24 protein-coding genes are annotated in these 19,967 nt (G+C 44.1%); 10 read left to right on the top strand and 14 right to left on the bottom strand.

Going from position 1 to position 19,967, the window contains the following annotated elements:
- Positions 1-26 precede the first annotated feature (26 nt).
- The 11 genes from fabG to bioA form a co-directional block, all read right to left on the bottom strand.
- A complete protein-coding gene (gene fabG, locus J5A60_RS01665; protein WP_111295745.1) occupies positions 27-755 on the bottom strand; it encodes a 3-oxoacyl-ACP reductase FabG in 729 nt (242 codons plus the stop codon).
- Between the two features lie 21 nt (positions 756-776).
- Complete coding sequence (gene fabD / locus J5A60_RS01660; RefSeq protein WP_212510356.1) at positions 777-1,715, bottom strand: ACP S-malonyltransferase; 939 nt, start codon at positions 1,713-1,715, stop codon at positions 777-779.
- A 106-nt stretch (positions 1,716-1,821) separates the two neighbouring features.
- On the bottom strand, positions 1,822-2,772 hold the full coding sequence (locus J5A60_RS01655; RefSeq protein WP_032997759.1) for a beta-ketoacyl-ACP synthase III: 951 nt from the start codon (positions 2,770-2,772) through the stop codon (positions 1,822-1,824).
- Between the two features lie 35 nt (positions 2,773-2,807).
- Positions 2,808-3,842, bottom strand: coding sequence for a phosphate acyltransferase PlsX (plsX, locus tag J5A60_RS01650; protein ID WP_048749910.1), 1,035 nt, complete (start codon positions 3,840-3,842; stop codon positions 2,808-2,810).
- A gap of 27 nt (positions 3,843-3,869) precedes the next feature.
- On the bottom strand, positions 3,870-4,040 hold the full coding sequence (gene rpmF, locus J5A60_RS01645) for a 50S ribosomal protein L32 (RefSeq protein ID WP_005544470.1): 171 nt from the start codon (positions 4,038-4,040) through the stop codon (positions 3,870-3,872).
- Positions 4,041-4,056: 16 nt separating this feature from the next.
- Positions 4,057-4,581 (bottom strand): 23S rRNA accumulation protein YceD, encoded by a 525-nt coding sequence (yceD, locus tag J5A60_RS01640; protein ID WP_048749912.1) that lies wholly within the window; start codon positions 4,579-4,581, stop codon positions 4,057-4,059.
- Positions 4,582-4,652: 71 nt separating this feature from the next.
- Complete coding sequence (bioD, locus tag J5A60_RS01635; RefSeq protein ID WP_212510731.1) at positions 4,653-5,294, bottom strand: dethiobiotin synthase; 642 nt, start codon at positions 5,292-5,294, stop codon at positions 4,653-4,655.
- On the bottom strand, positions 5,294-6,058 hold the full coding sequence (bioC, locus tag J5A60_RS01630) for a malonyl-ACP O-methyltransferase BioC (protein WP_212510355.1): 765 nt from the start codon (positions 6,056-6,058) through the stop codon (positions 5,294-5,296). The genes bioD and bioC overlap by 1 nt, the downstream gene beginning before the upstream one ends.
- A complete protein-coding gene (locus J5A60_RS01625) occupies positions 6,049-6,702 on the bottom strand; it encodes a DUF452 family protein (RefSeq protein WP_212510354.1) in 654 nt (217 codons plus the stop codon). The genes bioC and J5A60_RS01625 overlap by 10 nt, the downstream gene beginning before the upstream one ends.
- On the bottom strand, positions 6,687-7,859 hold the full coding sequence (locus J5A60_RS01620; protein WP_212510353.1) for an 8-amino-7-oxononanoate synthase: 1,173 nt from the start codon (positions 7,857-7,859) through the stop codon (positions 6,687-6,689). Before J5A60_RS01620 ends, J5A60_RS01625 begins: the two co-directional genes overlap by 16 nt.
- Entirely contained in the window at positions 7,852-9,141 is a 1,290-nt protein-coding gene (gene bioA, locus J5A60_RS01615) for an adenosylmethionine--8-amino-7-oxononanoate transaminase (RefSeq protein ID WP_212510352.1), read from the bottom strand. The genes J5A60_RS01620 and bioA overlap by 8 nt, the downstream gene beginning before the upstream one ends.
- 227 nt (positions 9,142-9,368) lie before the next feature.
- Between bioA and asd the strand changes: the two genes are divergently transcribed.
- The 10 genes from asd (at position 9,369) to J5A60_RS01565 (ending at position 18,027) form a co-directional block, all read left to right on the top strand.
- Positions 9,369-10,238, top strand: coding sequence for an archaetidylserine decarboxylase (gene asd, locus J5A60_RS01610; RefSeq protein ID WP_212510351.1), 870 nt, complete (start codon positions 9,369-9,371; stop codon positions 10,236-10,238).
- 25 nt (positions 10,239-10,263) lie between these two features.
- The gene (locus J5A60_RS01605; protein WP_006716926.1) at positions 10,264-10,896 is read left to right on the top strand and encodes an FKBP-type peptidyl-prolyl cis-trans isomerase; all 633 of its coding nucleotides are present in this window, start codon (positions 10,264-10,266) and stop codon (positions 10,894-10,896) included.
- 222 nt (positions 10,897-11,118) lie between these two features.
- Positions 11,119-11,457, top strand: a complete 339-nt coding sequence (glnB, locus tag J5A60_RS01600; RefSeq protein ID WP_006716923.1) for a nitrogen regulatory protein P-II — start codon at positions 11,119-11,121, stop codon at positions 11,455-11,457.
- 3 nt (positions 11,458-11,460) lie between these two features.
- The gene (locus J5A60_RS01595; RefSeq protein WP_109128422.1) at positions 11,461-12,516 is read left to right on the top strand and encodes an AI-2E family transporter; all 1,056 of its coding nucleotides are present in this window, start codon (positions 11,461-11,463) and stop codon (positions 12,514-12,516) included.
- A gap of 124 nt (positions 12,517-12,640) precedes the next feature.
- A complete protein-coding gene (mltG, locus tag J5A60_RS01590; RefSeq protein ID WP_109128421.1) occupies positions 12,641-13,684 on the top strand; it encodes an endolytic transglycosylase MltG in 1,044 nt (347 codons plus the stop codon).
- A 1-nt stretch (position 13,685) separates the two neighbouring features.
- Complete coding sequence (tmk, locus tag J5A60_RS01585; protein ID WP_109128420.1) at positions 13,686-14,318, top strand: dTMP kinase; 633 nt, start codon at positions 13,686-13,688, stop codon at positions 14,316-14,318.
- A complete protein-coding gene (locus tag J5A60_RS01580; RefSeq protein ID WP_109128419.1) occupies positions 14,315-15,298 on the top strand; it encodes a DNA polymerase III subunit delta' in 984 nt (327 codons plus the stop codon). Before tmk ends, J5A60_RS01580 begins: the two co-directional genes overlap by 4 nt.
- Positions 15,299-15,301: 3 nt before the next feature.
- Positions 15,302-16,084, top strand: coding sequence for a TatD family hydrolase (locus tag J5A60_RS01575; protein ID WP_109128418.1), 783 nt, complete (start codon positions 15,302-15,304; stop codon positions 16,082-16,084).
- A gap of 31 nt (positions 16,085-16,115) precedes the next feature.
- Positions 16,116-16,640 carry a DUF1523 family protein gene (locus J5A60_RS01570; protein WP_109103919.1) on the top strand — a complete coding sequence of 175 codons (525 nt, stop codon included), beginning with the start codon at positions 16,116-16,118 and terminating at the stop codon, positions 16,638-16,640.
- Between the two features lie 91 nt (positions 16,641-16,731).
- On the top strand, positions 16,732-18,027 hold the full coding sequence (locus J5A60_RS01565) for a hemolysin family protein (RefSeq protein WP_109128535.1): 1,296 nt from the start codon (positions 16,732-16,734) through the stop codon (positions 18,025-18,027).
- A 148-nt stretch (positions 18,028-18,175) separates the two neighbouring features.
- On the opposite strand, the gene folA is transcribed toward J5A60_RS01565, so the two are convergent.
- Genes folA through J5A60_RS01550 form a run of 3 tightly spaced genes read right to left on the bottom strand, consistent with a single transcriptional unit; the run spans position 18,176 to position 19,949 of the window.
- Complete coding sequence (folA, locus tag J5A60_RS01560; protein WP_109128417.1) at positions 18,176-18,658, bottom strand: type 3 dihydrofolate reductase; 483 nt, start codon at positions 18,656-18,658, stop codon at positions 18,176-18,178.
- 39 nt (positions 18,659-18,697) lie between these two features.
- The gene (locus J5A60_RS01555) at positions 18,698-19,162 is read right to left on the bottom strand and encodes a threonine/serine exporter family protein (protein WP_109103916.1); all 465 of its coding nucleotides are present in this window, start codon (positions 19,160-19,162) and stop codon (positions 18,698-18,700) included.
- Between the two features lies 1 nt (position 19,163).
- Entirely contained in the window at positions 19,164-19,949 is a 786-nt protein-coding gene (locus J5A60_RS01550) for a threonine/serine exporter ThrE family protein (RefSeq protein ID WP_212510350.1), read from the bottom strand.
- Positions 19,950-19,967: the final 18 nt, after the last annotated feature.

The following is a 19,967-nucleotide window of genomic DNA, read 5'->3' as shown; positions in this document are numbered from 1 at the left end:
GCGAGTAACCTTTTGCTAAATAGCGGTTAGCTCATGTACATGCCGCCATTAACATGCAACGTTGTACCGTTAATATAAGACGCATCCTCAGAGGCTAGGAATGCCACGGCTTTGGCGATATCTTTCGGCTCACCTAAACGGCCTGCGGGGATTTGAGTTAATAAGTTATTTTTTAACTCTTCACTTAATACGTCTGTCATATCGGTCGCAATAAAGCCTGGTGCCACAACGTTTACCGTAATACCACGGGAAGCCACTTCTTTTGCCAACGCTTTACTGAAACCGATTAAACCGGCTTTTGCTGCACAATAATTCGTCTGACCGGCATTCCCCATGGAGCCCACGACAGAACCAATGTTGATGATACGCCCGAAACGTTTTTTCATCATGGTGCGAAGCATCGCTTTAGAAAGATGATAAACAGAACTCAAGTTAGTTTGTAAAATATCAAACCATTCTTCATCTTTCATGCGCATTAACAAATTATCACGGGTAATACCGGCATTATTCACTAAAATATCAATGTCGCCAAACTCTTGTTTGATCTGTTCCAATACCGCATCAATGGAAGCTTGATCGGCAACATTTAATACCAATCCTTTTCCTTTCTCACCTAAATAGGCAGAAATACTTTCAGCGCCTTTCTCTGACGTCGCCGTACCGATAACAAAAGCGCCTTTTGATACTAATTCTTCGGCTACTGCACGACCAATACCACGGGTTGCACCTGTCACTAATGCAATTTTACCTTGCATAACTTTCTCTCCTTTTCACTACTATGCTAATACTTCTTCGACGGAATCGAGGGATTTCACATCATTTACAGAAATCGCTTGTAAGGAATCCACGATGCGTTTCGTTAACCCGTTTAACACTTTACCCGGACCCACTTCCACTAACACTTCGACGCCGTTTTGTGCCATTTTTTCTACGGTTTCTGTCCAACGTACCGGGCTATAAAGTTGGCGAACTAAGGCATTTCGAATCGCATCGGCTTCAATTTCATTTTTTACATCTACGTTATTTAAAACAGAAACGCTGGCTTCTTTTAATGTGATACTTTCTAAGGAAACGGATAATTGATCTGCTGCCGGTTTCATTAAAGCACAATGTGAAGGCACGCTCACCGCTAGCGGTAATGCACGTTTAGCCCCGGCTTCTTTACATAATGCAGCCGCACGTTCTACCGCCGCTTTCGCACCGGCAATCACGACTTGTCCCGGTGAATTGAAGTTCACGGCGGAAACCACTTCGCCTTGTTCTGCTTGTTTGCAGGCGTTAATAATCGCGTCATTGTCTAAACCAATGATCGCGTACATCGCCCCAGTACCTTCCGGCACGGCTTGTTGCATAAGCTTACCACGCAACTCCACCAATTTAACTGCATCTTGGAAATCTAACACACCGGCACACACCAACGCAGAATATTCACCTAAGCTATGACCAGCCATCACCTCTGGTTTTAATGCCGGGTATTTTTGTTGCCATACACGATAAACAGCCACAGATGCGGTTAATAACGCTGGCTGCGTTTGCCATGTTTTGTTTAATTCTTCCGCAGGGCCTTCCTGCACTAATTGCCACAAATCATATCCCAATACTTCTGAAGCTTGTTTAAAAGTTTCTTGTACAATTGGGTAGTCGCCGGCTAATTCCGCTAACATTCCCACCGTTTGTGAACCTTGTCCTGGGAAAACCATTGCAAATTTTTTCATGTGTCTTACCTATATTAAAAAATAAATCAATTTATTCCGATATGCGTTACAGTCGAAAAGTGCGGTCAAAAATAACCGCACTTTTTTCTGAATGATAACAGATTATCTAAAATCTCACTAAAGCCGAACCCCAAGTCCAACCACCGCCAAAGGCTTCAAGGAGGAGCAACTGACCACGCTGAATACGTCCATCACGCACCGCTTCATCCAATGCGACAGGCACGGTTGCCGCACTGTTATTGGCATAACGATCCAGCGTGACCACCACTTGCGACATATCCATATCTAATTTTTTCGCGGTCGCCGAAATAATACGTAAATTAGCTTGGTGAGGTACCAACCAATCAATGTCTTTTTTATCTAAATTATTGGCAGCAAGGGTTTCTTCCACCACATTAGAAAGTTCACGCACAGCCAATTTAAAGGTTTCATTGCCTTGCATTTCGATATAACCGGATTTTGCCACGCCACGCTCAGGCTGAGGAAGTAACAATGCGGCATTTTTATCTGCTGAGGCGTGTAAATGGGTAGAAATGATCCCTTCTTGTTCCGATGCTTCCAAAATAACCGCACCTGCACCATCACCAAATAACACGACAGTGCTACGATCTGTTTCATCTAACTTACGGGAATTTAAATCAGAACCGATCACGAGCGCTTTTTTCACTTTGCCGGTACGAATAAATTGATCAGCGACTCCTAACGCATACACAAAGCCGGTACAAGCCGCCGCTAAATCAAACGCAATGGCATCATCAATCTCCAACATACCTTGAATTTGGCAAGCTGCGCTTGGATAAGCATGAGAGTTGCTGGTTGTCGCCACTAAAATAAGATCAATTTCCTGTGGATTGATGTTTGCCGCTTCAATGGCTTTTTGGGCTGCTTCAAATCCCATGGTAGAGACGGTTTCATCCGGTGCTGCAATGCGACGTTCACGAATACCGGAACGGGTAACAATCCACTCATCTGAAGTATCTACCATTTTTTCTAAATCGGCATTGGTACGAATATGTTGGGGTAAATAGCTACCTGTCGATAAAATTTTGCTAAACATAGTCATCTCGTTAAAAATAATAGCGAGGGAACTCACTACTTCATTAATATTTCATTTTTATTTAAGCCCGCCAAAATTTTTTGTGGAATTTGACGTCGAGCTTGTAATGCCGCATCGGCAATAGCATAAGCAAATGCCTCTATATTTGCACTTCCGTGACTTTTCACCACAACAGAAGTCAAACCGATAAGCGATGCGCCATTATATTGATCAGGGTTGATTTGCTTTAATCGTTGGTATTTATCTTTGAAAAGATATTTAATTAAATACCCAAAAACGTGACTTAATATACTCTTTTTCTTATCACTTTTCAGTAGAGAAATCACGTTCTTTGCCGCGCCTTCCAAGGTTTTCAGCGCAACATTGCCGGCAAAGCCATCTGTCACAATCACATCCGCCTTGCCATTGAGTAAAAAATTGCCTTCAAGGAATCCAATGTAATTAAGTGCGGTGTCTTTTTTCAGTAAATCTGCCGCATCCCGGATGGATTTGTATCCTTTCACTGCCTCAATACCAATATTCAATAACGCAATACGCGGATAAACTAAATTGAGGGTATTTTCTGCAAAAATGGCACCCATCAAGGCAAATTGATACAAGTTTTCGGCATCGCACTCAACATTCGCCCCCAGATCCAACATAATCGAACGCTCACCTGTCACTGTTGGGATCGTAGAAATCAGTGCCGGACGATGGATACCTTCCAGAGGTTGCAATAAGATTTTCGATAAGCCCATCAAAGCTGCTGTATCACCGGCACTCACACAGGCCTGCGCATCCCCTTTTTGTACTGCTTCAATTGCCAAACGCATAGAGGTCTCTTTGCTATGGCGCAAGGCGTAGGAAATACCCTGACGACTATCAATCACACGAGCACAATGAACAATGTCACAACGTTGACGAATACTGTTGGGAGCAGAGGATAAAAGCGGAAGAATTTGTTGGCGATCGCCAAACAATAAGAGAGAAAGCGTTGGATCTCGTTCCAAGGCTAAAATGGATGCTGGGATAGTAATACGGGGACCAATGTCCCCGCCCATCGCATCTAACGCAAGGGTTAGACGACTCAAGTGATTACCTTTATGTAATTGAGATAATTACTTGTTAATCACTTTACGACCACGATAGTAACCGTCAGCGGTTACATGGTGACGCAAATGAGTTTCACCACTTGCTTTATCAACGGATACTGCAGCAGTTGTTAACGCATCGTGAGAACGACGCATATCACGACGTGAACGGGATTTTTTATTTTGTTGAACAGCCATTGGCTATACTCCTAAATTATTTTTGCTTTAAATTAGCTAATACAGCGAACGGGTTCGGTTTTTTTGCCAATTCTTCCGGCAATTCGCCAAAAACCTGTTCAGCCACGGACACTTCACAGTGTTCAGATGAATGCATTGGCACAATCGGCAAACTCAAAATGAGTTCATCTTCAATTGTTCCAAGTAAATCTATTTCACCGAATTCATTGAATTCAACTGGCTCATAGATTTCCGGCAATACATCAATTTGATCCAAATTAGCCACCGGACTGTAACAAAACGCACAATCAACGGTTTGAACGAAAGGTTCGCCACAACGCTGACAATTTAATTCAACATCAACCTTGGCATGACCTTTCATGACAACCAATTTTTGCGGATCAACAAAGAACGATAATGTAACCTGTGCATCGCTGAGCACTTTACTGACCGATTCGGCAAGACGACTTAATTGATTAGCGGAGTAATAACCCTGATAATCCAATCTTCGTTGCGCGTCCTTTACCGGATCAACAGTTAGGGGTAGTTTTACCTTTTGCATAGGGAGCGCATATTACCCTTTGAAAAAAAAATAGTCAAAGGAAATTATCGTTCCAAGCGTGAAAATCAGCGCTAAAAATCGATTTTCTCCATCAACATAAATTTTGTCTCCGGAAAGCGTTTGGCTAAGTAACTGCGCAGATATTGTTGTGTATCTTGAGTAATCAATTCGTCAGCCGGCGGATACAGATTATAAATCAATGCCTCTACGCTAATTTTTCGCTGAGCGCACGCCTCAAGGCTGAGCAAAGTGTGATTAATACTCCCCAGTCTGCCGGAAGTCACCAGAATTAACGGATACCCATGCGCCGCAAGGTAATCCAACGTGGTTTTCTCCTCGGAATAAGGCACCATCAAGCCGCCCGCGCCCTCCAGCAAAACATAATCATAGTTTTGCGCCAAAAGTGCGGTGGATTTTTCAATGATTTTTTCATCAATACACGTCTGTTGCAAACGTGCGGCCATGTGAGGCGAGCAGGGATAATCAAACAAATAAGGACATGTGATGCCCTGACGATCTTCCTCAGTTAACGCAATGCCTTGAATTTTTCGGTGCACGACAATATCTGCCGATATCTCCTGACAGCCCGTTTGCACCATTTTCTGTGTAATCACCGAATATCCTTGCTGCATTAAATGCTTAGCGTAATACCCTGTCGCGATAGATTTACCGATGTCCGTATCAATTCCCGAAACGAATAATACCTTTCCCATCATCTTTCCTCTTTTTTCTGCGCCAACATTAAAATCGGCACATAAGTTAACGAGACATAGCCTTGCTCGTCAGCATACTGTTGTCGATATTGCTCACAAAATTGGGCAACTTTCTTGTAATTCCAAATTTGATTATTGGTGGCCGTCACACCGGTCTCTTTCAAATGTTTAAGTACCGATAACGGCGAATCAAATTTCAACTGAATTTCTTTTTGCTCTAAATGCAATACGGAAAAATCTGACGTTAATGTCTCCTGCCATTGTGCTAAATCGGGGTAATCCAAACCGACGCCCGTTAATGCTCTAACTTCGTGTAAATTGGTCGGGGCAAACGTACCAAATAAAATCATGCCGTGAGGCGTTAAATAATTTGAACAACGTTGAAGAAACGCCAGCGGATCAGCAAACCATTGAATGGTCGAGGCAGAAGCAATCAAATCATATTGATGCGCAAAATCAAGACGCTCGCCACAACCTTGATAAAAACGATAATTTTTCTGTGGCAAATTACATGCCAAGTGGTTGACGACATCGCATAAATCGTTGCAATCCCAATGCGTTGCGTTGATATGTTGCATGAGCAAACGGGTAAAGCCGCCCGTACCACAACCAATGTCCAGCACTCGTTGAAATTGATTTCCGCCTTTCTCCAATAGCAACTGTAATAAATCTTCGGTGATTTGCTTTTGAGCAATGGCATTTTGTTCATAGGTTGGTAAGGCGGCGCTGAAACATTGCATCACCCGTTGTTGCGTTATTGCCATAGCTGTTCCCAAGTTTGTAGCAATGGGAATAGATAATGTCCACCACCCATTTCACTCACCTCACAGCGTTCATGCCAATAATTTCGTTGATTTTGTGTAGGGAAAATACGATCTTGTGTACCAATAATCGCTTTCGTCCAAGGTAACGCCGTATGTTGATGTTCTGCCGATAACGCATCATAAAGTGCGGTCAATTCTACGTGTATTTCTTCAATTGAACGCCGTCCTTCCAAGGATTGATATTGCTGCAACAACTGTTTGTCACCACACATACGACGCTCGAATTTGCCTTGATTGATTTCATCTAGCGTATCCAACGTGCCTTGAAAAACGGCGCATGGAATACCGTAGTCATCATGCATGGGCAAGCCTGTGCCATTTATTGCGGTTGCAGAAAGCAAAGGGATTTGTCTCATCACACGTTCAGCTACCCAAACGCCCATCGACCACGCCACCAAACGCACATTTTCATAACGGGAAAAATCAAACTCCAACGAAAAATCCCGATAGTCATAACACAGCAATAGATCATACGCCGGTGGAATAGCTAAATGTTGCACGACAGAAGGCGGTGTGCCCCAACCGGCAAAATAAACGATCAAATTCCGGCTTGGTGGATTTTGGCTAATTAATTGATATTGCATAAAAATAACTGTTCTATAAATTGCTCAAGTTCATCATGCGTAATGTCGGCGGTGAGAGACAAACGAATGCGCGAGGTGCCGACAGGCACTGTTGGCGGGCGAATCGGCAAGCAGTAATATCCTTGCTGTTGCAGACATTGCGCCGTTTGCACGGTACGTTGGTTGTCGCCCAGAATCAACGGCACGATATGACTTTCGCTTGGCATGGGCATATTTAACTGTTCAGCCACGACTTGCCGTAAGCGCGCACTTAATTGCATAAGATGTTGCCGTTTCGCCTGAAAGTGCGGTCGTTTTTCAAAAAGAAATTCTGTCCACGCCACATTAAACGGGGGTAATGCGGTGCTAAAAATCAACGGGCGCATGGTGTTAATTAAATAATCTTTGATCACTTGATCGCAAACCACATAAGCTCCCATCGACGCCAGTGCTTTGCCGAATGTGCCGACCAAGAAATCAATGTACGGAAGGCAATTCATCTGCTCGGCAACGCCTAAACCCTGTTCGCCGTAAACCCCAATGCCGTGCGCTTCATCCACATACAACATAACATTGTCGAATTGCTGTTTAAATGCCACTAATTGAGGCAAATCAGCAAAATCGCCGTCCATGCTAAACAGACTTTCCGTCACCACAATAATGCGTTTGTAGTTGAGATGCTGTTTTTGCAAAATCTCGTACAAATGGGCGTAATCATTGTGGCGATAACGCACAAACGGCGCATCGCTCAAACGGATGCCGTCAATAATACTGGCATGCACCAGTTTATCCGCCACGATCAACGTCTGTTTATTGGCTACCGCAGGCAAAATACCGATATTGGCGTGATAACCGCTGTTAAACAACAAACTGGCCTCACGCTGAAATGCCTCCGCCATTCGTTGCTCAAGGCTTTCGTATTCAGGAAAATTCCCGGTTAATAAACGGGAGGAGGATGAGGTAAAGTGCGGTCGTTTTTCCGCGAGTTTTTCAAGAAACGCTTGCTGCAAGGTGTCGTCATTCGCCAAACCTAAATAATCATTAGACGCCAGATTTAGCATTGAAAGCCCGTTCTGCTCTACGAACTTTCCCTTATGCACAATTTGCGGAAAACGACGATATTGTTCTTTTTGACGGAGTTTTTCCAACTGCGCGGCAAAATAATCTGACTTACTCATGGTATTCCTCTTTAATTGCCGCCAGCATACCAGCGGTTAATGCGGATAATTGGGCTGAACTGATAATAAACGGTGGCATGATATAGACAAGCTTGCCGAAAGGGCGCACCCAAACACCGTGCGCCACCAGACGTGCCTGCAAACTCGCCAAATCTACCGGTTCGTGCATTTCCAATACGCCGATGGCGCCAAGAACACGCACTTCTTTGACGGATTTAAAACTTTCTGCGACCTGTAACTCGGCTTTCAGTTGGGCTTCGATCCGTTGGACATTACCCAGCCAATCACTTTCCAACAACACATCAATGGATTCGGCGGCAATGGCACAAGCCAACGGATTCGCCATAAAGGTCGGGCCGTGCATAAAACAATGCGCTTCACCCTGACAAATGGTTTGTGCAATAGCGCGTGTGGTAATAGTGGCGGACAGGGTTAAATAACCACCTGTAAGTGCTTTGCCGATACACATAATATCCGGCGAAATGCCGGCATATTCAGCGGCAAACAATTTTCCCGTGCGCCCAAAACCGGTGGCAATTTCATCAAAAATCAGCAAGATGCCGTATTGTTCGCACAGCTGCTTGGCTCGGATCAAATACATCGGCGAATAGAAATACATTCCCCCCGCCCCTTGCACCACCGGTTCCAAAATAAGTGCGGTCAGTTCTGCGCCTTTTTTTTCTAATAAATCTGCTAAGGGTTTTATATCGTCTTCGTTCCAAGGCTGCCCAAAAGGCGTTTGCGGCTGCGGGAGAAAATATTGCACCGGCAAACTTTTCGCAAACAGCCCGTGCATGCCGGTCACCGGATCGCACACCGACATCGCATGCCAAGTGTCGCCATGATAACCGGAACGAATGGTGGCGAATTTATGCCGTTGGGTTTCGCCTTTCGCGTGTTGATATTGAATCGCCATTTTCATCGCCACTTCTACGGCGATGGATCCACTATCGGCAAAGAAAATTTGCTCCAAATCTTGCGGCAATAAAGGCAATAATTTTTGCGCCAATTTGACAGCAGGTTCGTGCGTTAAACCGCCAAACATAATGTGGCTCATGTGTTCCAACTGTTTTGTCGCGGCCGCATTCAACCGCGGATGATTGTAGCCATGCAACGCTGCCCACCAAGAGGACATGCCGTCAATCAGTTGGCGACCATCTTTAAGCGTAATCATCACACCGTCGGCACGCTCAACGGCATAAATCGGTGTGGTCGGTGGAAGAGCGGCATAAGGATGCCAAATATGTTCACGATCAAATTGCAATAACTGTTGTTGGTTCATAGGGTTAGCTTCAAAAATTAAGAAGTCGTAATTTTACCTTAGAAAATAAGGCAATTCTAAAGCTTTGCACTTCCCCATCCGATTTTTTGTGTTTTTTGAGGCATTTGCCACAATTTTGATGATTTTCACCGCGGAATAAAGCGGCGAATCCGCCGATACATTGCACAAGCCGAATAAGTTGTTATAATCACCGACTTCTTTTTGACACTGTAGAAAAAATAACCATTATGAATAAATTCACTTATTGGCAACGTGCGAAAGTTGCTTTTCAATACATTATACCGCAACTGTATTTAACCCAATTAGCCGGTTGGTTTGCCCAACAAAAATGGGGTGCGGTAACACATTTCGTGATCAAGGTTTTCGCAAAGAAATACAACGTGGACATGAGCGAAGCAAAAAAAGAGAACTTTAGCGATTATGAAAGCTTCAACCAATTTTTTATTCGCGAGTTAAAAGACGACGCGAGAAAAATCAATGAAAATCCGACCGCACTTTGCTTACCTGCTGACGGTCGTGTGAGCCAAATCGGGCATATTGACGATGAACGTTTATTGCAAGCCAAAGGACATTTTTTCAGCCTATCTGATTTATTAGCCGGCGATGAAGAATTAGTTAACACCTTTAAAAACGGCGAATTTGCCACGATTTATTTATCTCCGCGTGATTATCACCGCGTCCACATGCCGTGCGATGCGACCTTGCGCAAAATGATTTATGTGCCGGGCGATTTATTCTCGGTCAACCCGTTCTTAGCGGAACACGTACCAAACTTATTCGCTCGCAATGAACGTGTTATTTGTGTTTTTGATACAGCGTTCGGCCCAATGGTACAAATCCTCGTGGGCGCGACCATCACTGCTAGCATGAGTACGGTTTGGGCTGGCGTCATTAATCCACCGCGCACCGGTGAAATCAAAGTCTGGACATATCAAGGAGACAACGCCATTAAATTAACTAAAGGCCAAGAGATGGGCGCATTCCAATTAGGTTCAACCGTCATTAACTTATTCCCGGCGAATTCCGTGACCTTAGCTGAACATTTAGAGGTGGACGTTCCGGTAAGAATGGGTGAAATCTTAGCCACGATGAAATAGTTTTATCAACAGAAAGGAAAACAACATGACAGCAGAATTTTTCAATCAAGTGACATTAGACGATACCGAAGCCAAAGGCAGTTACGGTATCGGTTTGCAAATCGGTCAACAATTATTGGATAGCCAATTGGCGGTGAAAGCAGAAGCGGTAGCAAAAGGGATTTACGATGTGTTAAATCAACATGCACCGGCATTAGATTTCAATGAAATCAGCCAAGCGTTGCAACAATTGCAACAACAAGCTGCGGAAGCCCAACAAGCGCAATTCAAAGAAATTGAAGCCGCAGGCAAAGCCTTCTTAGAGGCGAACAAACAAAAAGACGGCGTGAAAGTCACTGATTCCGGCTTACAATATGAAGTGTTAGTTGAAGGTAACGGCAACGTGCCATCCACAACCGATAAAGTACGTGTTCACTACACCGGCACATTACCGGACGGTACCGTATTCGACAGTTCCGTCGCACGCGGTCAACCGGCTGAATTTCCGGTTAACGGCGTGATCAAAGGTTGGATCGAAGCGCTTTCCATGATGCCGGTCGGTTCTAAATGGCGTTTGGCAATTCCACACGAATTAGCCTATGGCGAACGTGGCGCAGGCGCAGCCATCCCGCCATTTAGTCCATTAGTCTTTGAAGTAGAATTACTAGAAATTCTTTAATCGGATAACTTATCTCACCCAAAACGGCGTTAATCATAGCGCCGTTTTTTTATATAAAAATCTCCATGCTATTTAATTTCCTCAGCAAGAAAAGTGCATAAAAGTGCGGTCGTTTTCTAGGATGTTTTTTCATGCGTTCCAGTGTTTTTCACTCTCAAGATCTGATAAAGTCTGCGCTCACAACAGGCTAATTTTTAATGACCATTTTCAGGAGCAACAAGAATGAAAAAAATCGAAGCAATCATTAAACCGTTTAAATTGGATGATGTGCGCGAAGCCTTATCCGACATTGGCATTACCGGCATGACCGTCACCGAAGTCCGTGGTTTTGGACGCCAAAAAGGGCATACGGAATTGTATCGTGGTGCCGAATACATGGTGGATTTTCTGCCGAAAGTGAAAATGGAAATTGTGGTACCTGATGATTTATTAGAACAATGTTTGGACGCTATCGTCGATACGGCACAAACCGGCAAAATCGGAGACGGCAAAATTTTTGTGTATGAAGTGGAACGGGTGATTCGTATCCGTACCGGCGAAGAAAACGAGGATGCGATTTAGTTAATGGAAAAACACGCTTCTTTAGTAAAAGCACTGGTCGCCTGTGCTGCTATCGTGATTATTTTAGCCGGCATTAAGGCAGCTTCAGAAATTGTCGTGCCATTTTTACTGTCGCTGTTTATTGCGATTATTTGCTCGCCGTCACTCAATTACTTAACCAAGAAAAAAGTGCCCTACGGTCTCTCCATTGGTTTGTTGTTAGCATTGATTTTAATCGTCTTTTTCTTTCTGTTCGGCTTAATTAACAGCACAATCCAAGAGTTTAGCCAATCTATCCCGCAATATCGCCAATTATTGGGCGAACGCGTTAATAGTCTAGTGGCACTTTCACAAAGTCTGAAAATCCCGTTGGATATTTCCGAGAAAAGCATCATGGAGCATTTCGATCCAAGCGTGATCATGAATTTTGTGCGTCGTGTTTTTCTCAGCTTTTCCGGCGTAGTCACCAATATTTTCGTGTTGGTGTTAGTCGTTATTTTCATGCTCTTAGAAGCGCCTTATGCTAAACACAAATTTGCCGTGGTATTTAGCAGTGATTCGAAGGAAATCAGCCAACAAGAACGTTATTTAGATCGTATTCTACAAGGTGTTATCAGCTACCTTGGTGTAAAAACCATGATGAGTTTATTAACTGCTATTTGCATTTGGCTTTTATTGGAAATTGTCGGTGTGCAATATGCGATTTTGTGGGCAACACTGAGTTTCCTGCTCAATTACATTCCCAATATCGGCTCAATTATCGCTGCTGTTCCGATTATCGTGCAGGCATTATTACTCAACGGTTTTGTGGTGGGCTTGGAAGTCATTATCGGTGTCATTGCCATCAACATGATTATCGGCAATGTGCTTGAACCTCGATTAATGGGTAAAAAATTGGGGCTTTCCACGCTGGTGGTCTTCCTGTCTTTGTTGTTCTGGGGATGGTTGCTAGGAACAGTAGGAATGTTGCTGTCTGTGCCACTCACCATGGCACTCAAAATTGCCTTAGAAGCCAGCCCAACAACCGTGAAGTACGCCTTGTTGCTCGGCGATTCCGACAGTGCCCATGAAAGTAAATAATCCCGCGTATCAGAGCCTTGTTTCGACAAGGCTCTTTTTCGATAAAAAACACAATTTCGTGCTATAATCCCGCCACTTTTATCATCATTTTTACAACGTCTTTCACGACGCCACGATCACGCATATGAAAAAATTTTTCTTCCTTCTTTTGTTCCTCGTTGTCTTATTGGCAGGCGCCGGTTTTTGGGGATATCAACAACTACAACGATTCGTGCAGCAACCGGTGAATGTGCAAAACGATCAATTATTGACCATAGAACGTGGCACAACCGGTAATAAATTAGTCACGTTGCTAGAGCAAGAAGGTATTTTGGACAGTGCCGCATTATTGCCTTGGGCCTTAAAATTACACCCTGAATTGAGCAAAGTGAAAGCAGGCACATATTTATTGGATGATGTGAAAACCGTAGAAGATTTGCTGAAATTACTCAACTCCGGCAAAGAAGCACAATTTAACGTGCAATTTATTGAAGGCAACACCTTTAAAAATTGGCGAAAACGTCTCGAAAACGCACCGCACTTAAAGCAGACCTTAAAAGACAAATCCGAACAAGAGATTTTCCAGTTATTGGCACTGCCAAAAGTCTCAAAAGCGATTGATGAATGGATGAAAATCGACGGTTGGTTGTATCCGGACACCTATAATTACACGCCGAACTCTACCGACTTAGAACTGTTGCAGCGTGCAGCAGAACGCATGAAAAAAGCCTTGGACAAAGCCTGGAATGAGCGCGATAAGGACTTACCCTTAGAAGATCCTTACGAGATGTTGATTCTTGCGTCTATCGTAGAAAAAGAAACCGGCATCGCCGCAGAACGTCCTCAAGTGGCTTCAGTATTTATCAATCGTTTGAAAGCCAAAATGAAGCTCCAAACCGATCCAACGGTGATTTACGGCATGGGTGAAGATTACAACGGCAATATTCGTAAAAAAGATCTCGAAACGCCAACCCCTTATAACACCTATGTGATTGACGGTTTACCGCCAACGCCGATTGCCATGCCAAGCGAAGATGCATTGCAAGCCGTAGCCCATCCTGCGCAAACGGAATTTTATTATTTCGTTGCCGACGGCAAGGGCGGTCACAAATTCAGTCGAAACTTAAATGAACACAATAAAGCGGTGCAGGAATATTTACGCTGGTACCGCCAACAAAATGGGAAATAATATGGCAGGCAAATTTATCGTGATTGAAGGCTTGGAAGGCGCAGGCAAAAGCACCGCCCATCAATGTGTCGTGGATACCTTAAAGGAATTGGGGGTTAATGATGTCGTCTTCACCCGTGAACCCGGTGGTACACCGTTAGCAGAAAAATTACGCCACCTCATTAAACATGAAACAGAAGAACCAGTCACAGACAAAGCCGAATTGTTGATGTTATATGCTGCCCGAATTCAATTAGTGGATAATGTCATTAAGCCCGCCCTCGCCCAAGGCAAATGGGTCGTTGGTGATCGCCATGATATGTCGTCACAAGCCTACCAAGGCGGTGGCCGCCAGTTGGGAGAGGCTTTGTTAACTAACTTAAAACAAACCGTTTTGGGCGATTTTGAGCCGGATCTGACATTGTATTTAGACATTGATCCAGCCGTCGGTTTAGCCCGCGCCCGAGGACGTGGTGAGCTGGATCGTATCGAACAACAACATCTGGATTTTTTCCACCGCACTCGTGCCCGTTATTTAGAACTGGTAAAAGACAATCCGAAAGCTGTGATGATCAATGCGGAACAATCCATTGAGCAAGTGCAGTCAGACATTAAAAGTGCGGTCAAAAATTGGTGGGTTTCGCTGTCAAAATGAGCCTTTTAACCCCTTGGCTGACGCCAACTTATCACAAAATCACACAGGCTTTTGATGAGGCTTTAGGGCACCACGCTCTGCTGATTCGCGCGGATGACGGTCTCGGTGTAGAGCAACTTTGTTCCGCGTTGGCAAAACGTCTGATGTGCTTAACGCCCAAAGGGGCGGAGGCTTGTGGCGAATGCCATGCCTGCCATTTAATGCAAGCCAACAGCCACCCGGATTTCCAGCCCATCTCGCCTATTGAGAACAAAGACATCGGCGTGGATCAAATTCGTGCCATGAACGAACAAGCGACGCAACATGCGCAGCAAAACGGCAATAAAGTCGTTTATATCGAACAGGCACATCGTTTGACGGAAGCCGCTGCCAACGCCATTTTAAAAACACTGGAAGAGCCTCGTCCGAACACCTATTTCATTTTGCAGTGCGATATGCAAAAGGCGTTGTTGCCAACCATTTACAGTCGCTGCCAAGTGTGGAACCTCTTACCACCGAACACCGACAGGGCATTACAGTGGTTGCAATCACAAACGTCCGCTGAAACATCCGATATATTGACCGCACTTCGGGTGAATTATGCTCGACCACTGCTCGCGCTTGCCATGTTAGAGCAAAATTTACTGGCACAACGGCGGGAGTTTTTACGTCAATTTTGGTTGTTTTATCGCCGTTGTTCGCCTTTGGAATTACTGCCATTTTTTAATAAAGAAATTGTCTTACAGCAACTGGATTGGTTGTCGGCTTTTTTAAGCGACAGTTTGAAAAACAAACTGAATATTCGCGAAGATTGGGTTTGCCAAGACATTGAACAAGGCGTCATTCAATTTAGCCAAGGACTGTCTGCCCCGGCATTATTAAAAGCGACACAAATTGTTGGCAAAGTGCGGTCGGATTTATCGGCGAATTCGGCGTTGAATTTAGAATTGATTTTACTCGACGGGCTGACCCGTTTAATTACTGAAGTATTTGAAGGATAAAATATGTTTATTGTTGATTCCCATTGCCATTTGGATGCCTTGGATTACGAAACATTACATCAAAATATTGCCGATGTTGTGGCAAAGGCAAAAGCGAGTGATGTGAAACATTTATTGGCGATTGGCGTGACCTTGAGCCGTTTTGAAAAAGTGTATCCGGAATTAGCCAAATTCGATAACGTCTCTTTAGCCTGCGGCGTACACCCGCTGGATTTTGAAGAAGAACCTTATGATGCAGCGCGTTTGTTACGCTTGGCGCAAGATCCGAAAGTCGTTGCCATCGGCGAAATCGGCTTAGATTATTATTACAGTGCAGAAAACAAAGCCACCCAACAAGCCGTGTTTGCCAGCCAAATTGACGTGGCCAACCAGCTCAATAAACCGGTGATCATTCACACGCGTGAAGCACGCGAAGACACGATTCGCCTATTGCGCGACAATCAGGCAGAAAAGTGCGGTGGCGTTTTGCATTGTTTTACCGAAAACTATGATATGGCAAAACAAGCGTTAGACTTGGGTTTTTACATTTCCATTTCAGGGATTATCACCTTTAAAAATGCGGAAGAACTTCGGGATGTGGTGCGTAAACTGCCGCTGGATCGTCTGTTGGTGGAAACCGATTCGCCTTACTTGGCACCGGTGCCTTATCGCGGTAAACAAAATCAACCGGCATATACCCGCGAAGTGTGTGAATATGTTGCTGCGTTGAAAGGCGTGTCAGCCGAGGAAATGGCACAAATCACCACACAAAACTTCGAGCGTTTATTTAAAATTCAGGTACAATAATTAACCAATCTCATTTCAATAGGACAAAAAGATGAGAAAATTTCTAAAATATTTTTTTATTTCCGTCATTTTTATTTTTCATTTATGTATTGCCGCGGCGATAAATTATTCCATGCCGAGCTATGATGTCACCAAAGTGACCGGCGTTGAGGTGAAACGGGTGGATAAAGACGGACCGATTACAAAAGCCAATCCGGCAGACGGCCCGACCCGCGATGTGTATTTTATCAATACGCAACATGAAAACGGCAAAGTGATGGTATATCGCAATGAAGATACCCGTTGGGGTTTTCCGTTCTATTTCAAATTCGGCTCAGCAAATTTACAGGCATTGGCGCAAGCCTTGGGCAATGAAGAAAAAACCGTGGAAATCAAATATTACGGCTGGCGTCTGACTATGTTTGATGAGTTTCCAAATGCGTTATCCGTAAAAGAAGTAACGGAAACCAATACCCCAAGCCACCCGATTTTTAGCTATATTCTTTACGTACTTTTATTCTTTACCTTCTTCTTTGCCGTGCAGTTTATTCGCGGCTGGTTTGATAGCGAAAATTAGGTTTCTTTTTTCATTTCTTTTGTGCGGTTAAAAACACAGTCAAAATTAACCGCACTTTATGTCTCGTTTACATCAAGTTATTGAGAACCTTATGAGTTTATTCAGCGCAATTTTAATTTTAATCTTACTGATTATTGTCAGTGCCATCGTGTCCTCTGCCGAAATTTCATTGGCAGGCGCGCGTCGTATTAAGTTACAAAACATGACTAACGAAGGGAATACTAAAGCGGCCATGGTGCTCAAATTACAGGAGCAGCCGGGGCGTTTTATTACGGTGGTGCAAATCGGCTTAAACATGGTTGCCGTCTTGGGCGGGGTCATTGGCGAAGCGACTATTAGCGTGCATTTACAAGCATTTCTGCAACAATATACCGATGCACCTTGGGTTGACAGTGCCGCCTCTTGGCTTGCCTTTATCATCGTCACCGCTTCGTTCATTTTATTAGCAGATTTAATGCCAAAACGCCTTGCATTAATCAATCCGGAAGCGGTGGCACTACGCACGGTGCGCATTATGCAACTGTGCATTATCCTATTAAAACCGATTGTGTGGATTTTTGATTCATTGGCGAATGTGATGTTCCGCCTGTTCAGAATTTCCACCGTACGGGTTGAAAGCATGACATCAGAAGATATTGTCGCTGTCGTAGATGCGGGCGCAGAAGCCGGTGTGTTAAAAGCACAGGAACATTATTTAATCGAAAATATCTTCGATATGCAGCAACGCACGGTCACCTCAACCATGACCACGCGTGAAAACATCATTTTTTTAGACCGCACTTTTACCCGTCAACAAGTGCTAGACACGTTAACGAAAAACTCCCATTCTAAATTATTGATTTGCGATCAGGGCTTGGATCATATTTTAGGGTATGTGGAGTCCCACAGTTTGTTGACCTTGTTTTTAAAAGAAGAACAAGTGCAATTAACCGATAATCGCTTATTGCGCAAGTTGTTGTACGTGCCGGACACGTTGTCTTTATATGAAGTGTTGGAGCTGTTTAAATCCACCGGTGAAGATTTCGCCGTTATCGTCAACGAATATGCGTTAGTCGTAGGGATTGTGACCTTAAACGATGTGATGAGCATTGTGATGGGCGAATTGGTTTCCAGTGAAGAAGAGCAAATTATTCGCCGTGATGAAGATTCTTGGCTGATTGATGGCGCCACACCGTTGGAAGACGTGAAACGCGCCTTGGATATTGAAAGTTTTCCGCACGATGAAAATTATGAAACCATCGCTGGTTTTATGATGTATATGTTGCGTAAAATCCCGAAGAAAACCGATTTCGTGCTATACGACCGCTATAAATTTGAAATCATTGACACCGAGAATTTTAAAATCGATCAGTTGATGGTGTCTTTTAGAAAAGACTTGGCGGAATAAGGATTCTTTTCACTTGGGTAGGCGAGCGTTCCGTTTTTCTCCCGCTCGCCACCCCCATTCCAAGCATTCTTCCTCCCCCTACATCAGATCAAGGAGGAAGAATATCAAAATGCACGGAAAACCCACCGCACTTTTACTTACGCAAAAATCACTTTCTTACCAAAATCAAAAAACGGCAATCATAAGGATTCTGCTCATCGGCTGGACGGTATTGTTCAAATTCAATCGACCAGTCATGCCAATCGATTGGAGGAAAGAAAGTGTCGCCGTCTAATTCTGTTTGAATTTCAGTGAGATAAAGACGACTCGCCTGCGCTAGGTACTGCTTAAAAAGCTGTCCGCCACCAATCAACATAATTTCCTCTGAATCACGGACAAAATCCACCGCACTTTCTAGACTCGCTTTCCACACAACACCTTCATGCATGAAGGGTTGACGTGAAAGCACAATATTCGTGCGTTTCGGCAACGGGCGACCAATACTTTCAAAGGTTTTTCGCCCCATGATCACCGGCTTGCCGGTCGTGTTTTGACGAAACCAAGCCAGGTCCGCGGGCAAATGCCACGGCATTTGGTTATCTTTACCGATAACGTGATTTTTCGTCATGGCGACAATCAGGCTTAAATTCATGTATTTTCCTAAGTTATTTAATGGCTTAACATACGGTTACTATACCACAGGTTTTCCGCGATAGAACAATAAGCCCGGTAACGCCAAACCGAAAACCAAGGCGCCAAGAATAAACGTTGTATTAATAAAGGAATTGATCATTTGTGCAAACAATTCATCAGAAAAACCGTAATGGTGAATCTGCACAATCGCAATCATGGCTTTGTAAGCATGCACGCCGGGAATCATTGGAATAATTGCCGCCACGGTGAAGACTTTCGGATGGGCTAAATAACGGTGAGAAAGATGCACACCAATAAAGCCGATAAGTGCTGCCCCAACCAGCGTGGCAAAAATAATCGGCATATCCCAATGGAGCAACAAGGTACGGGTTACATGCCCTAACGCGCCAAGCATCGCGCAATATTTCAGTGCTTTAGCCGGCACATTAAACAACAGTGCAAAGCCCACGGCAGGAATCGCTGCAAAGAACATATCATCGAGTAACCAAAATAACCAATCCATCTTAATTCCCCCAGGTCGTGATATTCAGCACACTGAGCGTAAAGACAATGCCCAAACAGGCCCCAAAAGTGAGAATCGTCGCTACCGCCCAACGACTAATACCCATGTTAACGTAGCCTTTTAAAATATCCGCCAGTGAATTGATTAACGGGAATCCCGGCACCAGCAACAACGCGCTGGACGCCAAAGCAATTTGCGGATCATTGCCGATTTGATATTTCAGGCTCATGCCCGCAATCAATGACGCTACAAAGGCCGTAATACAAAAAACAATCATGGGGTTGTAATGGCGTTTCGATAATTCCTGCCGCACATACATCGCTACGGAGGAAGCCAAGAAAGTGATGAGACTAATTAATGCATCACCTCCGGATAAATGCGCAAAGGAGGCACAAGATAACCCCACCATCAATATAACAAAATAACGGTTATATTTTAATGGTTTGAGGTGGTCTAGTTTTTTCTTCACCAGGTGTAAATCGTATATACCATGTTCCGCAGAAATAATAATGCGTTGAACATCCGTGACCATTTGCATATTAATGCCTTTGTCGGCACTTTTACGGGTCGTCGTAATGCAATGTCCATTGGTGAGTGTGGTAAGAATCACTGCGTTGGCGGTTAATGCGCATTCCACGCTGGCAACCCCAAGTGCAACACCAAGTCGTTGCGTCATTTGCACGACCACCGCACTTTCCATGCCATGTTGTAATAACAACAATGCCGTTTCTACGCACACACGGGTCACCTCCCGTTGGTATTCCTGAGTAATCTGTTGAGCTTTCATTATACTTTTACCTAAATT

The sequence above is a fragment of the Aggregatibacter sp. oral taxon 513 genome, assembly GCF_018128305.1.
Classification (GTDB): domain Bacteria; phylum Pseudomonadota; class Gammaproteobacteria; order Enterobacterales; family Pasteurellaceae; genus Aggregatibacter; species Aggregatibacter segnis_A.
The sequence above is the reverse complement of the archived record's forward strand: the minus strand, read 5'-3'. Positions and strand labels throughout refer to the sequence as shown.

What these genes read in the sequence shown, in the direction of transcription:
- tmk (WP_109128420.1), top strand. Translation starts at nt 13,686, where the DNA reads ATGGCAGGCAAATTTATCGTGATTGAAGGCTTGGAAGGCGCAGGCAAA.
- J5A60_RS01570 (WP_109103919.1), top strand. Translation starts at nt 16,116, where the DNA reads ATGAGAAAATTTCTAAAATATTTTTTTATTTCCGTCATTTTTATTTTT.
- J5A60_RS01595 (WP_109128422.1), top strand. Translation starts at nt 11,461, where the DNA reads ATGGAAAAACACGCTTCTTTAGTAAAAGCACTGGTCGCCTGTGCTGCT.
- glnB (WP_006716923.1), top strand. Translation starts at nt 11,119, where the DNA reads ATGAAAAAAATCGAAGCAATCATTAAACCGTTTAAATTGGATGATGTG.
- J5A60_RS01625 (WP_212510354.1), bottom strand. Translation starts at nt 6,702, where the DNA reads ATGCAATATCAATTAATTAGCCAAAATCCACCAAGCCGGAATTTGATC.
- rpmF (WP_005544470.1), bottom strand. Translation starts at nt 4,040, where the DNA reads ATGGCTGTTCAACAAAATAAAAAATCCCGTTCACGTCGTGATATGCGT.
- J5A60_RS01655 (WP_032997759.1), bottom strand. Translation starts at nt 2,772, where the DNA reads ATGTTTAGCAAAATTTTATCGACAGGTAGCTATTTACCCCAACATATT.
- yceD (WP_048749912.1), bottom strand. Translation starts at nt 4,581, where the DNA reads ATGCAAAAGGTAAAACTACCCCTAACTGTTGATCCGGTAAAGGACGCG.
- J5A60_RS01555 (WP_109103916.1), bottom strand. Translation starts at nt 19,162, where the DNA reads ATGGATTGGTTATTTTGGTTACTCGATGATATGTTCTTTGCAGCGATT.
- bioD (WP_212510731.1), bottom strand. Translation starts at nt 5,294, where the DNA reads ATGGGAAAGGTATTATTCGTTTCGGGAATTGATACGGACATCGGTAAA.
- fabD (WP_212510356.1), bottom strand. Translation starts at nt 1,715, where the DNA reads ATGAAAAAATTTGCAATGGTTTTCCCAGGACAAGGTTCACAAACGGTG.
- fabG (WP_111295745.1), bottom strand. Translation starts at nt 755, where the DNA reads ATGCAAGGTAAAATTGCATTAGTGACAGGTGCAACCCGTGGTATTGGT.
- J5A60_RS01605 (WP_006716926.1), top strand. Translation starts at nt 10,264, where the DNA reads ATGACAGCAGAATTTTTCAATCAAGTGACATTAGACGATACCGAAGCC.
- J5A60_RS01565 (WP_109128535.1), top strand. Translation starts at nt 16,732, where the DNA reads ATGAGTTTATTCAGCGCAATTTTAATTTTAATCTTACTGATTATTGTC.
- folA (WP_109128417.1), bottom strand. Translation starts at nt 18,658, where the DNA reads ATGAATTTAAGCCTGATTGTCGCCATGACGAAAAATCACGTTATCGGT.
- bioC (WP_212510355.1), bottom strand. Translation starts at nt 6,058, where the DNA reads ATGGCAATAACGCAACAACGGGTGATGCAATGTTTCAGCGCCGCCTTA.
- mltG (WP_109128421.1), top strand. Translation starts at nt 12,641, where the DNA reads ATGAAAAAATTTTTCTTCCTTCTTTTGTTCCTCGTTGTCTTATTGGCA.
- bioA (WP_212510352.1), bottom strand. Translation starts at nt 9,141, where the DNA reads ATGAACCAACAACAGTTATTGCAATTTGATCGTGAACATATTTGGCAT.
- J5A60_RS01550 (WP_212510350.1), bottom strand. Translation starts at nt 19,949, where the DNA reads ATGAAAGCTCAACAGATTACTCAGGAATACCAACGGGAGGTGACCCGT.
- J5A60_RS01580 (WP_109128419.1), top strand. Translation starts at nt 14,315, where the DNA reads ATGAGCCTTTTAACCCCTTGGCTGACGCCAACTTATCACAAAATCACA.
- asd (WP_212510351.1), top strand. Translation starts at nt 9,369, where the DNA reads ATGAATAAATTCACTTATTGGCAACGTGCGAAAGTTGCTTTTCAATAC.
- J5A60_RS01575 (WP_109128418.1), top strand. Translation starts at nt 15,302, where the DNA reads ATGTTTATTGTTGATTCCCATTGCCATTTGGATGCCTTGGATTACGAA.
- J5A60_RS01620 (WP_212510353.1), bottom strand. Translation starts at nt 7,859, where the DNA reads ATGAGTAAGTCAGATTATTTTGCCGCGCAGTTGGAAAAACTCCGTCAA.